A 15977-nucleotide genomic window follows, 5' to 3' on the forward strand; every position below is an offset into this window, starting at 1 on the left:
CCCACCCGGAAAGGAAAAAATTACTACGAAACTTTCCGACAACACCTCGGCCCCTGTAGGAGCTGGCTTGCCAGCGAAGACGGTGGCCCATTCAACATCAATGTGCCTGACAGACCGTTTTTCGCGAGCAGGCTCGCTCCTACAAGGTCCTACGGACCTTTAAACGCGAAATGCGCTGATCAGCTGTTTCAACTCCACCACCTGAGCCGACAATGCGCGGCTGGCGTCCTCGGTCTGATGCGCGCCTTCGGCTGTCCGCTCGCCAGCGCGGTTGATCTCGACGATGTTCTGGTCGATGTCGTGGGCCACGGCGGTTTGTTGCTCCACGGCGGCGGCAATCTGCTGGTTCTGGTCGACGATCATGCCCACCGCGCCGAGGATGTTTTCCAGCGCCCGCTGGACCTTTTCCGACTGGCCCACCGTGCCGCTGGCCATTTCATGGCTGGTGCCCATGGCCTTGACCGCCGCACCGACACCGCCGTGGAGCTTGGCGATCATCTGCTCGATTTCTTCAGTCGATTGCTGGGTGCGTTTGGCCAGGGTCCGGACTTCATCCGCCACCACGGCGAATCCACGACCCTGCTCGCCGGCCCGTGCAGCCTCGATGGCGGCATTGAGCGCCAACAGGTTGGTCTGCTCGGCGATGCTCTTGATCACTTCGAGCACGCGGCTGATGGACTGGCTGTCGCTGGCCAGTTGATTGATCACCAGCACCGATTGATCGATCTCATTGGCCAGCGCGGCGATGCTACCCTGCTGGGATTCCACCAGGCCACGCCCACTGATGGTTTCGTCGTTGACGCTGTGGGCGCTGCTGACCGCCGCAGCGGCACTGCGCGCGACCTCCTGGGACGTGGCGGTCATCTGGTTCATCGCCGTGGCCACCTGTTCGATCTGCGTGCGCTGCCCGGCCACGGCCTGGTTGCTCTGCGCAGAAACGTTCTCCACCTGGCCGGCCTGGCGTTCGACTTCGCTGACGGTCTGCCCCACCCGCTCGATCAGGTCATGGATTTTCTTCACCGTGCCATTGAACACTTCCCCCAACTCGCCCAGTTCGTCGCGGCTGTGGGCGCTGAAGGTCACGGTCATGTCACCGGCCGCCACCTTGTCCATCACCCCGCCCAGACGCTTGAGGGTGGTGCGGGTCGAGGCATAGAAACCGCCGTAGAGATAGAAAATCAGCACGAACACCACTGACAACGCCACGGCCTGCAAGATCATATGGGTACGGTTCTGGTCCAAGCGCTGCTGCAATTGCGGGCCGAGATACTTCAGGGTCGCTTCATTGAGTTGGTAAGTCTGGTCCATCAGGGCCGAGACCTGATCGTAGAAACCCTGCCACGGCGCATCGAGGGTGTCGGCCATGACCACTTGTTCTTCGAACAACTCACTGGCTTTCTTCAACGATGTCCGGCTGAGTTCGGCTTGCGCAGCCAAGGTCTCACGCGCCGCCTTGCTTGAAGCCAGGGCATCTTGCAGCTTCAGGCCATATTCGCTTTGCAGTTTTTCGATCTGCGCCAACAACTCATCGAAACGGGTACTCGACGCCGAGTTGATGAAACCCTGCCCCAACGAAAACGACCCCATGGCCCGGCCTTCGCCGAGGATCTGCGTGACGCGTGGGGTCACGAGGGTAATCAACTCGCTCAATTGGCGCATGTCGCTCTGGTTGTCGCGACTGAGGCCAGCCTGGCTGGTAACGAGTTGGCTGAAAATCTGCGCGCTGCCCACCAGCTTGCCGATCAGGGCGCTTTTGCTTTGCAGGGAGGTTTCCGCTTGCTGGGCCTTGAAGGCTGCAATCATTTCATCGCGCTTGCCGTCGAACATGGCGATTTGTTCCGGGTCGCTGGCCATCGCCGCCAGCCCTTGCAGCCGCGCCAGGATGGTTTGCTCAAGCGTGCTGATTTTAGATTCGACGTTGCTGGCCTTGCCCGACTGGCCAAGGCTGACGTTGATCTGCACCAGGTTGTTCAGGGTTTCCAGATCCCGTCGTAGCGCCAGGCTGTTGCCCAACAGATCGAGGCTTTGCAGTTCGATGCGCGTGCCCTGGAATTCGCGGTAGGAGTCACGCACCAGATAGAAGTTGGTCACCAGCATCGGCACCAGGAACAGTACGCTGATCAGGCTGAACTTCATGCCGAAGCTCAGGCGGTTCATCAGTGCGACAGCGGGATAGAGCAAGCTCTTCACTGGATGTCTCCCTTCAATTTTTTATTTTTTTTTTTTGGCAGGCGCAGACAGAAAGCAGATAGCCACTATTCGGCGCTATCTCTGTATAACTTAAATCGGCAGGAGGTTTTGTAACTTAAGGTTAACGACAGGCTTCATCCGCGCAGGTGAGTGAACCCTGTGGTGAGGGGGATTGCCCCCTCACCACAAGATCCCTCTCCATAATGACCCTGGCTAGAGCGCTAAGGCAGGACCGTCCACAACGCAAACCCGGCATACCAGAGCACCGCGGCGCGCAGGAGCAGTTCCCAGATGCGGTCCAGGTTATGGACACCTTCGGCGCCGGCCACCGGCGCCGGAATTTCACCGGCCACCAGCCCGACTTTCTCGATCAATTGCGCGGCGCTGATATTCCAGTTCAGCAGCTCATGGAGCATGACCCGGCTGACCGCGACAAAATTGCCGACCAACGCAAGGCTTGCCGCCAGCAGACGCACCGGCACCCAGTCAAAAGCGTGGCGCAGTTGCCCGGCACGTTCGACCACTGCCGGGTTTTTCCCGTGTTCTTCGGCCAGCGCCAGCAGCCGATAGCTCAGCGCCGCCACCGGGCCCAGCAGGAAGTACCAGAAAATAACCGCAAAAAAACTGTGATAGGCCTCCCACAACAAGTGCCCTTCGACCCGTTCCAGCAATTGGTCGCCATTGTCGGCGCAGATATCCAGGTCGCGCTTGGCGACGTGGGCCGCCGCTTGCAGGTCTTCCCGACGCCAGGCATCGCGGAACGGCCCGAGGTCGCCCAGCAGGTCACCGCGGCCCAGGCTGTAAATCACCACCAGCAAATGGATGGGCAGGGCCAGCAAACCATAGGCCACCGGGTCAATGACGATCAACAGCAAACCCAGCAGCGCCACCGGCAACAAGACCAGGATTGACAGCACCAACCACGGGCGGGCCGAAAGCCGCGGGTTGGCCTCAAGCTTGTTCAGCTCGTGAATCCAGCCATTGTCACGCTGGACCCGATGGCGCAGGGCCGAGAATTTCTCGATCCACACCGCCAACAACAACACCAGAAAACTCATTGCCCTTCTCCCTGTGCCAGGGCGGCACGATAGCGTGCCCAATCGAACGCCGGCCCCGGATCGGTTTTACGCCCAGGCGCAATGTCGCTGTGCCCGCAGATCCGTTCGGTGGTAATCGCCGTGAACGTCTGCTGCAACTGGCGGGTCAGGACCGTCAACGCGCTGTACTGCGCGTCGGTGAACGGCAGATCATCGGTGCCTTCGAGCTCGATGCCCAGTGAAAAATCGTTACAGGTTTCCCGCCCCTCGAAAATCGATACACCGGCGTGCCACGCACGCTCGAGGCAGGACACAAACTGGGTAACGGTACCGTCGCGTTCGATCAGAAAATGCGCGGACACACGCAAATCCGCGATCCCAGCAAAATAGGGATGTTCAGTGACATCCAGGCGATTCTGGAAAAACTCCTGCACCTTGCCGGTGGCGAACTGCGCCGGCGGCAGGCTGATGTTGTGGATCACCAGCAGGGAAATTTCGTCCGTGGGGCGCGCATTGAAGTTGGGTGAGGGGCAGACAAGCGCACCCTGAATCCAACCGCGCGCGGGGTCCAACTGCATACCGATTCCTTCAACGTCGACTGTGTTTTGCACAGTATGCCGCGAGAATCCCCCAAGGCGCGATCATTTGCCGTGTTTGAGGCACCTGAGCTTGCCCGTCAGTGCCGCCGATGCCAAAGGAGCGTGCTTGTGCCTTGGGTTGGTCCACGCCATGGCCCTATAATCGAGCCACTTTGTTTGTGGAGTCCGTTATGCCGAATCTACGTCTCGCCGATCTGACCGCCGAAATAGAAGCCAACGTGCGCCGTGCGCTGCGCGAAGACATCGGCAGCGGCGACATCACCGCGCAATTGATCCCGGCCGAACGCCTGGCCAAAGCCACCATCATTACGCGTGACGCCGCCGTGATCAGCGGCACCGCCTGGGTGGATGCCGTGTTCCGGCAACTGGACCCGCGGGTGGCGGTGCACTGGCAGGTTGCCGACGGTGAGCGCGTGACACCCAACCAGGTGTTGTTCCACCTCGAAGGTCCGGCGCGCTCGTTGCTGACCGGCGAACGCAGCGCCCTGAACTTCCTGCAAATGCTGTCTGGCGTGGCCACCCGCGCGCAGTACCTGGCGGACTTCGTGTCCGAGACTCAGGTCAAGCTGCTCGACACCCGCAAAACCTTGCCGGGCCTGCGTATGGCGCAAAAGTACGCCGTGACCTGCGGTGGCTGCCACAACCACCGCATCGGCCTGTACGACGCCTTCCTGATCAAGGAAAACCACATCGCCGCCAGTGGCGGCATTGCGCAAGCCATCGCCGCTGCGCACAAGATTGCGCCTGGCAAGCCGGTGGAAATCGAAGTGGAAAGCCTGGATGAGTTGAAAGAGGCCTTGGCGGCCGGTGCCGACATCATCATGCTCGATGAGCTGAGCCTGGACGACATGCGCGAAGCCGTGCGCCTGAACGCCGGCAAGGCCAAGCTGGAAGCCAGCGGCGGGATCAACGAAAGTACGTTGCTGCCGATCGCACAGACCGGGGTGGACTACATCTCGATTGGTGCGATGACCAAGGATGTGAAAGCGGTGGATCTGTCGATGCGTCTCAGTATCTGACAATCCTGTAGGAGCCCGGCTTGCCGGCGAAAGCGTCCTTGAGATCGCTATCGCCGGCAAGCCGGGCTCCTACAAATGCTTGAATATACGTTTAAACCACCAGATTGTTCATCTCGCAGTATTCTTCCCACTCGACGCCCAGCACCTCGGCCGCTTCCTTGTGCAGCTCAAGGCGTTTGCTCTCGAACTCTTCTGGCGTCGACGTGTACTTGAGGGTCAACTCCCACGGCTGCAAGCCCTGGGCTTCGGCCTCATCCTCGAACGCCCACTGAATCTGGTCTTTCTGATCATCAGGACTCAGGTCCTTGATCTCTTCCATCAGTGCCGGGGCATCCAGCACGTACTTCTTCAGCGCTTCTTCGTGTCGCGCTTCCTGGCTCAATTCTTTAACGGTCATGTCGTTCTCGTTGATCTGGGGAATGGAAGATGGATCTGGATCATCAAGGATCTCTCTGACGCAAAAAACCGCTTGGACCTCGGTTTGTCTGGCCTTCAGAACCATTCGGGATCATTTGAAAACAAAGGTGCTACTGGTGCCCGAGACAGGAATCGAACCTGCGACCTTCGCGTTACGAGTGCGCTGCTCTACCGGCTGAGCTACACGGGCGGTGGGCTAAACCTAGCACTGACCATGGAGTCAGGCAACTTCACAAGCACCTCAATTTCTCGCAGGCAAAAAAATACCCCGCAGCTTTCACTGCGGGGCATTTTCTACAACGTTGAAGCGGTCAAACCAACGGGGATAATTAAACGCCCGAAGCCTTGGCTGCTGCTACGTCCTTGATGGACAGCTTGATACGGCCGCGGTTGTCCACGTCCAGTACCAGCACTTCCACTTCCTGGCCTTCCTTCAGGATGTCGGTCACTTTCTCGACGCGAGCATCGCTCAGCATGGAGATGTGAACCAGACCGTCCTTGCCCGGCAGGATGTTGACGAATGCGCCGAAGTCGACGATGCGCTCAACCTTACCAACGTAGATCTTGCCGATCTCGGCTTCCGCGGTGATGCCCAGGACGCGCTGACGAGCAGCTTCAGCGGCTTCCTTGGTTTCGCCGAAGATCTTGATCGAACCGTCGTCTTCGATGTCGATCGAAGCCTTGGTTTCTTCACAGATCGCACGGATGGTCGCGCCGCCTTTACCGATGACGTCACGGATTTTGTCGGTGTCGATCTTCATCGCGATCATGGTCGGAGCGTTGGCCGACAGTTCGGTACGCGACTGGCCAATGATCTGGTTCATCTGGCCGAGGATGTTCAGGCGCGCTTCCAGGGCTTGGCCCAGAGCGATCTCCATGATTTCTTCGGTGATGCCCTTGATCTTGATGTCCATCTGCAGCGCGGTAACACCTTTAGCGGTACCGGCTACCTTGAAGTCCATGTCACCCAGGTGGTCTTCGTCACCCAGGATGTCGGTCAGGACGGCAAACTTCTCGCCTTCTTTAACCAGACCCATGGCGATACCGGCAACTGGCGCCTTCATTGGTACGCCAGCGTCCATCAGGGCCAGGGAAGCACCGCAAACGGAAGCCATCGAGCTCGAACCGTTGGACTCGGTAATTTCCGACACCACACGGATGGTGTACGGGAACACGTCAGCGGCTGGCAGCATGGCCGAAACCGAACGACGGGCCAGACGGCCGTGACCGATTTCGCGACGACCAGCGCCACCCATGCGACCACACTCGCCCACCGAGAACGGAGGGAAGTTGTAGTGCAGCATGAACGGATCTTTTTTCTCGCCTTCCAGGGTGTCCAGCAGCTGTGCATCACGGGCAGTACCCAGAGTTGCAACGACCAGGGCCTGGGTTTCGCCACGGGTGAATAGAGCCGAACCGTGAGTCTTCGGCAGAACGCCGACTTCGATGTTCAGCGGACGTACGGTCTTGGTGTCGCGACCGTCAATACGTGGCTTGCCGTTCACGATGTTTTCGCGAACGGTGCGGTATTCAATTTCGCCGAAAGCCGCTTTGACTTCGCTGGAAGAAGGCTGGCCTTCTTCACCGGACAGCTTGGCAACAACCTGATCCTTCAATTCGCCCAGGCGAGCGTAACGGTCGGCCTTGACGGTGATGGTGTAGGCCTGGGAGATCGCATCGCCGAACTCGGCACGGATAGCGCCCAGCAGTTCGGTGGCTTCTGGCGCAGGAGCCCAGGTCCAGGTTGGCTTGGCAGCTTCAGCGGCCAGTTCTTTAACGGCGTTGATCACAACCTGGAATTCGTCGTGAGCGAACAGTACCGCGCCCAGCATCTGGTCTTCGGTCAGCTCTTTGGCTTCCGATTCAACCATCAGCACGGCGTCAGAAGTACCGGCAACGACCATGTCCAGGCTCGAAGCAGCTTGCTGCTCGTAAGTCGGGTTCAGCAGGTAGCCGGTGCTTTCGTGGAAGGCAACGCGGGCAGCGCCGATCGGGCCATCGAAAGGAATGCCGGAGATGGCCAGGGCAGCCGAGGTACCGATCATCGCAGCGATGTCCGGATCGGTCTTCTTGCTGGTGGAAACGACGGTGCAGACAACCTGCACTTCGTTCATGAAGCCTTCTGGGAACAACGGACGGATCGGACGGTCGATCAGTCGGGAAGTCAGGGTTTCTTTCTCGGAAGGACGGCCTTCACGCTTGAAGAAACCGCCAGGGATCTTACCGGCAGCGTAAGTTTTTTCCTGGTAGTGAACCGACAGAGGGAAGAAGCCCTTGCCTGGATCAGCTTGTTTAGCACCGACTACCGTCACCAATACGCTGACGTCGTCGTCAACGGTGACCAATACTGCGCCGGAGGCCTGACGGGCGATACGGCCAGTCTCGAGGGTAACGGTCGATTGACCGAACTGGAATTTTTTGATTACCGGGTTCACGGTGTCCTACCTTCTTTGTGGCTCTTGGGGGAACTGGTTTCTTGCGAATTCTTGGGCAATGTCGGGAATCGGCCCGACCGTTGTCCGGGGTGTACACACGGGTAAAACAGGTATCCAGATAAAACTTGAGGCTGGAAGCCTGCCATGCGCTGGCGGGAAACCCGCTGACGCACGACAAACAACCAACCTCTAGCGCAATCGCTTATTAGCGACGCAGACCCAGGCGAGCGATCAGAGCGCTGTAACGGCTCACGTCCTTGCCTTTCAGGTAGTCCAGCAGCTTACGGCGCTGGTTAACCATGCGGATCAGACCACGACGGGAGTGGTGGTCTTTACCGTTGGCCTTGAAGTGACCTTGCAGTTTGTTGATGTTGGCGGTCAGCAGTGCAACTTGCACTTCTGGCGAGCCAGTGTCACCAACAGCTTGCTGGTAGTCAGCAACGATTTGAGCTTTTTCTTGAACGTCGAGAGCCATGAGGCAATCCTTTTATCAGGAAACTGTTTCAGAAAAACAGTTTCAACAGGCCAGGGACAAATCCCTGTATCTAAAAATGAGTAGTGACCGTGCCTGCTAACAGCCACCCTCGCCAGCCTGCTTTGACACAGACCGGTTCCGGTCATTCTGACCGAATCAGTCGACGCGGCGCGATGCGCCCGTCTTCGCTCACTTCACCGATACCGATGAAGCGACCATTGTGATCCTGTACCCGCACCATGCCGAACTTCGGAGCATCCGGGGCACGTACCGGCTGGCCGTTGAGCCAGTAGAACGCACTCGCTTCGGAGAACTGCAACAGTGGCCAATCCAGCAGGCCGCTGTCCGATGGCATCAGGAAGCGATCGACCGCTTCGTTGCCGCCTTCGGCATGGACCGCTTCCAGCTCTTCGAGGGTAACCGTCTGCGCCAGAGTGAATGGCCCGGCCTGGGTACGTCGCAGTTCTGCAACGTAAGCGCCACAACCGAGTTGCTCACCGATATCCTCCACCAGGGTGCGGATATAGGTGCCTTTAGTGCAATCCACCGCCAGCCGCGCAGTATCACCTTCGAAGGCCAGCAATTCCAAGCGCGTAATAGTAACAGAACGCGGTTCGCGCTCCACTACTTCGCCTGCACGCGCCAGCTTGTACAGCGGCTGGCCATCACGCTTGAGTGCCGAGTACATCGGCGGTATCTGACTGATTTGCCCACGAAATTTCGGCAGCACAGCCTCGACATCGGAGCGACCAACGGTCACCGGGCGCTCCTGCAAAACCTCACCCTCGGCGTCCGCCGTGGTGGTGGTCTTACCCAGTTGCGCCAGGGTTTCATAACCCTTGTCGGAATCGAGCAGGTATTGCGAGAATTTGGTCGCCTCGCCAAAGCACAGCGGCAACACGCCGCTGGCCAGGGGATCGAGGCTGCCGGTGTGGCCGGCCTTCTCGGCGTTCAGCAACCAACGAACCTTCTGCAAAGCCGCGTTGGAGGTGAACCCCAGCGGCTTGTCGAGCAGGATGATGCCGCTGACGTTACGACGGATACGTTTGACCTGAGCCACCGATTACTCCTTGGTGTCTTCAGGTTCAGCTGCCACCAGGTGCTGATTGTCTTCAGCCACTGCGCGCTCGATCAATGCCGACAGGTGCGCACCACGCACGACGCTTTCGTCGTAGTGGAAGTGCAACTGTGGAACGCTGCGCAGCTTCATCTCGCGCGCCAGTTGCATACGCAGGAAACCCGCGGCAGCGTTCAGCACCTTGATGCTTTGGGCGATTTCTTCGCTGCTGTCCTGGCCCATCACGGTGATGAAAATTTTCGCGTGACCGACGTCACGGCTGACTTCCACTGCGGTAATGGTGACCAGGCCGACGCGCGGGTCTTTGACTTCACGACGGATCAGCTGTGCCAGCTCGCGCTGCATCTGATCGCCGATACGTTGGGTACGGCTATATTCTTTTGCCATGTCTTGTTACCTGTTACTGCCCCACGGTGAAACCCGTGTGGTCTGAAAGCGGCAAACGCCCGGCCTGACAAAAGCCAGACCGGGCGTTGCGTTTAGAGTCCGGGCGACGAACTGCGCATTTGCATGCAGCTGCCCATCACGGCTCTTGAAGTGCGCGAGTTAGAGGCTGCGAGCAACCTGCACCTTCTCGAAGACTTCGATCTTGTCACCGACCTTGACGTCGTTGTAGCTCTTCACACCGATACCGCATTCCATGCCGGCACGTACCTCGGAAGCGTCATCCTTGAAGCGGCGCAGGGATTCCAGCTCGCCTTCGAAGATAACGATGTCTTCACGCAGTACACGGATTGGACGGTTACGGTGAACGACACCTTCGATCACCATGCAACCGGCGATCGCGCCAAACTTCGGCGAACGGAACACGTCACGCACTTCGGCGATACCCAGGATGTTCTCGCGAACATCACTGCCGAGCATACCGGTCAGGGCTTTCTTGACGTCTTCGATGATGTCGTAGATCACGTTGTAGTAACGCATATCCAGACCTTCCTGCTCGACGATCTTGCGCGCGCCAGCATCGGCACGCACGTTGAAGCCGAACAGTACAGCGTTGGACGCCAGCGCCAGGTTGGCATCGGATTCGGTGATACCACCGACGCCGCCACCGACCACACGCACTTGCACTTCGTCGTTGCCCAGGCCGTTCAAGGCACCGTTCAACGCTTCCAACGAACCACGAACGTCGGATTTGAGGACGATGTTGAGCGTCTTCTTCTCTTCCTGGCCCATGTTTTCGAAGATGTTTTCCAGCTTGCCGGCGTGAGCGCGAGCCAGTTTGACTTCGCGGAACTTGCCTTGACGGAACAGAGCCACTTCACGGGCTTTCTTCTCGTCGGCAACCACGCTCATCTCGTCGCCAGCGTCCGGGGTACCGTCCAGGCCGAGGATCTCGACAGGGATGGCCGGACCGGCTTCCTTGATTGGCTTGCCGTTCTCGTCGAGCATGGCGCGAACACGGCCATAGTTCGAACCGACCAATACCATGTCGCCTTGACGCAGGGTACCGTCCTGAACCAAAACAGTTGCCACCGGGCCGCGGCCCTTGTCCAGACGGGACTCAACCACGACACCACGACCAGGGGCCGATGGGGTTGCAGTCAGTTCCAGAACTTCGGCTTGCAGCAATACGGCTTCGAGCAGTTCGTCGACGCCAGTACCCATCTTCGCCGAGACCGGTACGAATGGCGTGTCACCACCCCACTCTTCCGACGTCACACCGTGTACCGACAACTCGCTACGGATGCGATCGAGATCGGCGCCCGGCTTGTCGATCTTGTTCACGGCAACAACCAGTGGAACGCCGGCCGCTACTGCGTGCTGGACAGCTTCAATGGTCTGCGGCATGACGCCGTCGTCCGCTGCAACCACCAGGATCACGATGTCGGTCGCCTTGGCACCACGGGCACGCATCGCGGTAAACGCGGCGTGACCAGGGGTGTCGAGGAACGTCACCATGCCACGGTCGGTTTCAACGTGGTAAGCGCCGATGTGCTGGGTAATGCCGCCGGCTTCGCCAGCTGCAACCTTGGCACGACGGATATAGTCGAGCAGGGAAGTCTTACCGTGGTCAACGTGGCCCATGACGGTTACGACTGGCGCACGGGAAACGGCTTCACCTTCAAACTTCAGGGACTCGGCCAGGGAATCTTCCAGGGCGGTGTCGCTGACCAGGGTCACTTTGTGGCCCAGCTCTTCGGCAACCAGTTGAGCAGTTTCCTGATCGAGTACCTGGTTGATGGTCGCTGGAGTACCCAGTTTGAACATGAACTTGATGATTTCAGCAGCCTTGACCGACATCTGCTGGGCCAGATCGCCCACAGTGATGGTCTCGCCGATCTTCACTTCACGCACGACAGGGCCGGTTGGGCTCTGGAAACCGTGAGCGTTGCGTTTCTTCAGCTTGGCCTTGCCGCGACCACCACGACGGAAGCCATCGCTTTCTTCGTCGGTAGTACGTGGGGCAACGCGTGGCGCTGGGGCCTTTTCCTTGACCGAAGCACGATGCGGAGCGTTTTTGCGCTCGCCGTCGCCGCCGCCACTGCGACGATTGTTGTCGTCGGCACGTGGTTTGTCCGGACGACGTTGTTCGTCGCGCTTGCGAGCATCGGCCGCAGGAGCGGGAGCCGCTGCCACCACCGGAGCGCTTTCGCGCACAGGCTCAGCCACTGCAGCAGGCGCTGCAACAGGTTCGGCAGGAGCGGTCGGCGCAGCAGCAGGCTGGCGACGCGCTTCTTCTTCGGCGCGACGCTTGGCTTCTTCTTCAGCCTTCTGACGAGCAGCATTTTCTACTGCGCGACGTTCATCCAGTTCACGCTTGCGCTCGGCTTCGATTTCTTCCGGGCTGCGCTGTACGAAGACTTTCTTCTTGCGTACTTCAACGCTGATGCTTTTGCTGCCAGCAACCCGCAGGGTGCTGGTGGTTTTACGCTGCAGCGTAATCTTGCGTGGTTCTTCCACTTTCGCCTTGTGGCTGCTTTTCAAGTGAGTCAGCAACGATTGCTTCTCACTGTCAGTCACACTTTCTTCGGCGGCGGTGTGCGGCAGACCTGCCTCACGCATCTGCTGCAACAGGCGCTCTACCGGTGTTTTGACCTCATCGGCCAGTTGTTTCACCGTGACTTGCGTCATGCACTTCTCTCCTCAGGCCGCGCCTAATTACTCGAACCAGTGGGCTCGGGCGGCCATGATCAACTTGCCGGCACGATCATCGTCAATGCCGTCGATGTCGAGCAGGTCGTCAATAGACTGCTCGGCCAGGTCTTCGCGGGTAATTACGCCGCGCACCGCCAGTTCCATCGCCAAATCCTTGTCCATACCCTCAAGCGAGAGCAGGTCTTCGGCCGGATGGGCGTCTGCCAGCTTTTCCTCAGTAGCGATGGCTTTGGTCAACAAACGATCCTTGGCACGAGCGCGAAGCTCGTTGACGGTTTCTTCGTCAAAGCCGTCGATGTTGAGCATTTCTTCCAACGGTACGTAGGCAATCTCTTCCAGGCTGGTGAAGCCTTCATCTACCAGCACCTGTGCCAGATCTTCGTCGACTTCCAGCTCGTCGATGAAGTTGCGCAGGATGTCGCCGGTTTCTGCTTGCTGCTTAGCCTGGATGTCCGATTCGGTCATCACGTTCAGGGTCCAGCCAGTCAACTGGCTAGCCAGACGCACGTTCTGACCACCGCGACCGATGGCCTGAGCCAGATTGTCTGCGCCAACGGCGATGTCCATTGCATGGGCATCTTCGTCAACGATAATTGCCGCAACCTCAGCCGGGGACATGGCGTTGATCACGAACTGAGCCGGGTTGTCGTCCCACAGAACGATGTCAACACGCTCACCGCCCAACTCGCCAGACACTGCCTGGACGCGCGAACCGCGCATACCAATGCAAGCGCCCTGCGGGTCGATGCGTTTATCCTTGGAGCGGACGGCGATCTTGGCGCGCGATCCCGGATCACGGGACGCAGCCATCACTTCGATCAGGCCTTCGGCAATTTCCGGCACTTCGATGCGGAACAACTCGATCAGCATTTCCGGCGCGGTACGCGACAGGATCAGCTGCGGGCCGCGGTTCTCGGTGCGGATTTCCTTGAGCAGCGCACGCAGGCGCACGCCAACCCGGAAAGTTTCGCGAGAAATGATGTCTTCACGAGCCAGCAACGCTTCTGCGTTGTTGCCCAGGTCAACGATCACGTTGTCGCGGGTGACTTTTTTCACGGTGCCGGAGATGATTTCACCCAGGCGTTCGCGGTAAGCATCGACCACTTGAGCGCGCTCGGCTTCGCGAACTTTCTGCACGATGACTTGCTTGGCAGTCTGTGCAGCGATACGACCGAATTCGATGGACTCGATTTTCTCTTCGACGACATCACCGACCTTGGCGCCAGGGTGCGTTTGCGCAACCTTGCTCGGCCAGGTTTCGATAGCCGGATCATCCAGGTCCGCTTCTTCGACGACCGTCCAGCGACGGAATGTCTCGTAGGCACCGGTGTGGCGATTGATTTCCACACGCAGATCAACTTCGTCTTCAAAACGCTTTTTGGTCGCAGTGGCCAGGGCCAGTTCCAGCGCTTCAAAAATAACGTTCGCCGGTACACCCTTTTCGTTGGATACCGACTCAACAACCAGCAGTACTTCTTTGCTCATCGTACGCCTCGCCTTTCGCAAGCCATTGGATCCGCGGGATCCGCAGTATCTGGCACGCCTCAGTCAAAACTGGGAATAATGTTGGCCTTGTCGATCATATCGATCGGCAACAGGAACTCATGGTCTTCTACCTGCACCACGACATCCTGCTCTTCTACGCCGCGCAGAAGGCCCTGAAAGTTGCGTCGTCCTTCAAAAGGCGAGCGCAGCTTGATCTTCACTTGTTCACCGGCAAATTTTGCAAACTGCTCAAGAGTGAACAGAGGGCGTTCCATGCCAGGCGAGGAAACTTCAAGGGTGTACTCAACGGAGATTGGATCTTCAACATCCAGCACACCGCTGATCTGGCGGCTGACGATGGCACAATCGTCCACCAGCACGCCGCCCTCTTTATCGATATAAACGCGCAACATCGAGTGACGACCCTGAGCCGAAAACTCGATACCCCAGCATTCATAGCCTAGGGCCACGACCACCGGGGCCAGCAAGGCCTGCAACTCTTCTAGCTTGCTCGACACCTGAACCCCCTAGTGCATGTATGTGCATGCTATGCAAAATAAAAAAATGGGCGAAACGCCCATCCTTGAAACGCCGTCGAACAGCGGCGTTGAAAGTGTCCAGCTAACAAAAAGCCCCTCAAAAGGGGCTCCTTAAACTGGTTGCGGGGGCCGGATTTGAACCGACGACCTTCGGGTTATGAGCCCGACGAGCTACCAGACTGCTCCACCCCGCGACAAAGCTGGGGCGGAAGTATACGACCGATCCCCTACAGGGTCAATGTAACCTTCCACCTGCAAGAAAGCCCGCAACAGCGGGCTCTCCTGACTAATTGGTACCGAGAAGGGGACTCGAACCCCTACACCCTATGGGCACAACCACCTCAAGGTTGCGTGTCTACCAATTCCACCACCTCGGCAATACTACGTTTGAAACCCTTCTTACTTCTGCTCTTGAGCTGGAGGTACGTCAGTCGCTGGAGTAGCCGACTTTTGCTCTTGAAGCACCGGAACATCATCAGAAGCCGGTTGTTGCTTTGGAACTTCCAACACCGCTGGGTTTGGGAGACCTACTTGAGTCAGCTGGTGAGCCTTCTCTTTAGCAAAGTAACCTAACCCCAAGCTGGTTATGAAAAAACCTGCGGCGAGTATAGCAGTAAACTTACTAAGAAAGGTAGAGGAACCTTGGCTTCCGAACACAGTATTTGAAGCACCTGCTCCGAAAGACGCGCCAGCGTCCGCACCTTTACCCTGCTGCAGCAAAACCAGAGCTACTACGCCCAATGCACCCAGCAGATGAAAAACGACTACGACTGTTTCCAGCATTTTTTCAGTTTCCCGCGGCGCGAATGATCGCACCGAACTCATCTGCATTCAGGGAAGCCCCACCAATGAGACCCCCATCGATATCCGGCATGCCGAACAGTTCGACCGCATTGGCCGCCTTCACGCTGCCGCCGTATAGAAGCCGCACACCTTGTGCGATTTCAGAATTCTCTGCCGCCAACTGGGCGCGGATGGCTGCATGCACATCCTGCGCCTGTTGCGGCGTTGCCGTCAGCCCGGTGCCAATTGCCCAGACCGGCTCGTAAGCGATCACTGCCTTGGCAAAGACACCAACACCCAGCTCCTCGATGATGCTGCCCAGCTGACGCGAGACAACTTCAAGAGTTTTTCCGGCTTCACGCTGCTCCAAGGTTTCCCCTATGCACAACACCGGAGTCAAGCCATTTGCCTGTGCCGCTGCGAACTTGCGGATCAGCATACCGTCCTGCTCGCCCATGATCTGGCGGCGTTCGGAGTGCCCGACAAGCACCAGGGAACATCCTGCATCCACCAACTGACTCGGTGCAATCTCACCGGTCAACGCACCTTGTTCGGATTCCACCGCAGAATTCTGCGCGCCGACCGAAATCGACTTGCCTTCCAGGCCATCAATCACTTGATTGATATGCAACGAAGGCGGGAATACCGCGACATCAACACTGCTCGGCAAGGCCAAGTCACGAAGGCCGTTGATCAGCTCAGCGACGCTGGCGCGGGTACCGTGCATCTTCCAGTTACCAGCTACCATAGGGCGACGCATGCTGTACCTCGTCGGTCAAAGTGGGCGCAGATGTTACCCAACACAATCAAGGCTGGCAAGC

The 15977-nt window shown here is 58.4% G+C and carries 14 protein-coding genes and 3 tRNA genes; 1 reads left to right on the plus strand and 16 read right to left on the minus strand.

Translation table 11 applies throughout. From position 1 onward, the window contains the following. Nucleotides 1-159 precede the first annotated feature (159 nt). The 3 genes from J1D76_RS20925 to ampD all read right to left on the minus strand — a co-directional run bounded on the left by J1D76_RS20925 (nt 160) and on the right by ampD (nt 3805). Nucleotides 160-2190, minus strand: a complete 2031-nt coding sequence (locus J1D76_RS20925; RefSeq protein WP_421140268.1) for a methyl-accepting chemotaxis protein — start codon at nt 2188-2190, stop codon at nt 160-162. 221 nt (nt 2191-2411) lie between these two features. Then, nucleotides 2412-3248, minus strand: coding sequence for a regulatory signaling modulator protein AmpE (gene ampE, locus J1D76_RS20930; protein ID WP_421140269.1), 837 nt, complete (start codon nt 3246-3248; stop codon nt 2412-2414). Further along, the gene (gene ampD, locus J1D76_RS20935; RefSeq protein ID WP_421140270.1) at nt 3245-3805 is read right to left on the minus strand and encodes a 1,6-anhydro-N-acetylmuramyl-L-alanine amidase AmpD; all 561 of its coding nucleotides are present in this window, start codon (nt 3803-3805) and stop codon (nt 3245-3247) included. Before ampD ends, ampE begins: the two co-directional genes overlap by 4 nt. A 191-nt stretch (nt 3806-3996) precedes the next feature. On the opposite strand from ampD, the gene nadC reads away from it, so the two are divergent. Next, on the plus strand, nt 3997-4845 hold the full coding sequence (nadC, locus tag J1D76_RS20940; protein WP_421140271.1) for a carboxylating nicotinate-nucleotide diphosphorylase: 849 nt from the start codon (nt 3997-3999) through the stop codon (nt 4843-4845). A gap of 91 nt (nt 4846-4936) precedes the next feature. Here nadC and J1D76_RS20945 read toward each other — a convergent pair whose 3' ends face one another. From J1D76_RS20945 to tpiA, 13 genes are all read right to left on the minus strand, one after another. Further along, the gene (locus J1D76_RS20945) at nt 4937-5242 is read right to left on the minus strand and encodes a DUF6388 family protein (RefSeq protein ID WP_421140272.1); all 306 of its coding nucleotides are present in this window, start codon (nt 5240-5242) and stop codon (nt 4937-4939) included. Between the two features lie 134 nt (nt 5243-5376). Next, a tRNA-Thr gene (locus J1D76_RS20950) sits at nt 5377-5452 on the minus strand. Between the two features lie 139 nt (nt 5453-5591). Next, nucleotides 5592-7697, minus strand: coding sequence for a polyribonucleotide nucleotidyltransferase (gene pnp, locus J1D76_RS20955; RefSeq protein ID WP_016986494.1), 2106 nt, complete (start codon nt 7695-7697; stop codon nt 5592-5594). Between the two features lie 205 nt (nt 7698-7902). Then, nucleotides 7903-8172, minus strand: coding sequence for a 30S ribosomal protein S15 (gene rpsO / locus J1D76_RS20960; RefSeq protein ID WP_011332409.1), 270 nt, complete (start codon nt 8170-8172; stop codon nt 7903-7905). Nucleotides 8173-8314: 142 nt separating this feature from the next. After that, nucleotides 8315-9232, minus strand: a complete 918-nt coding sequence (gene truB, locus J1D76_RS20965) for a tRNA pseudouridine(55) synthase TruB (RefSeq protein WP_421140273.1) — start codon at nt 9230-9232, stop codon at nt 8315-8317. Between the two features lie 3 nt (nt 9233-9235). Continuing rightward, nucleotides 9236-9637 (minus strand): 30S ribosome-binding factor RbfA, encoded by a 402-nt coding sequence (gene rbfA / locus J1D76_RS20970; RefSeq protein WP_421140274.1) that lies wholly within the window; start codon nt 9635-9637, stop codon nt 9236-9238. Between the two features lie 159 nt (nt 9638-9796). Next, a complete protein-coding gene (infB, locus tag J1D76_RS20975) occupies nt 9797-12325 on the minus strand; it encodes a translation initiation factor IF-2 (RefSeq protein ID WP_421140275.1) in 2529 nt (842 codons plus the stop codon). Nucleotides 12326-12352: 27 nt separating this feature from the next. Further along, nucleotides 12353-13834 carry a transcription termination factor NusA gene (nusA, locus tag J1D76_RS20980; RefSeq protein ID WP_007933547.1) on the minus strand — a complete coding sequence of 494 codons (1482 nt, stop codon included), beginning with the start codon at nt 13832-13834 and terminating at the stop codon, nt 12353-12355. A gap of 59 nt (nt 13835-13893) precedes the next feature. Continuing rightward, complete coding sequence (gene rimP / locus J1D76_RS20985; RefSeq protein ID WP_007973115.1) at nt 13894-14352, minus strand: ribosome maturation factor RimP; 459 nt, start codon at nt 14350-14352, stop codon at nt 13894-13896. Nucleotides 14353-14490: 138 nt separating this feature from the next. Beyond that, nucleotides 14491-14567, minus strand: a tRNA-Met gene (locus J1D76_RS20990). 97 nt (nt 14568-14664) lie between these two features. Further along, a tRNA-Leu gene (locus tag J1D76_RS20995) sits at nt 14665-14750 on the minus strand. Nucleotides 14751-14772: 22 nt separating this feature from the next. Next, entirely contained in the window at nt 14773-15156 is a 384-nt protein-coding gene (secG, locus tag J1D76_RS21000; protein WP_017336473.1) for a preprotein translocase subunit SecG, read from the minus strand. A gap of 4 nt (nt 15157-15160) precedes the next feature. Next, entirely contained in the window at nt 15161-15916 is a 756-nt protein-coding gene (gene tpiA, locus J1D76_RS21005) for a triose-phosphate isomerase (RefSeq protein ID WP_421140276.1), read from the minus strand. Nucleotides 15917-15977: the final 61 nt, after the last annotated feature.

The organism is Pseudomonas sp. NFX15, assembly GCF_049132105.1.
In the GTDB taxonomy this organism is placed as follows: domain Bacteria; phylum Pseudomonadota; class Gammaproteobacteria; order Pseudomonadales; family Pseudomonadaceae; genus Aquipseudomonas.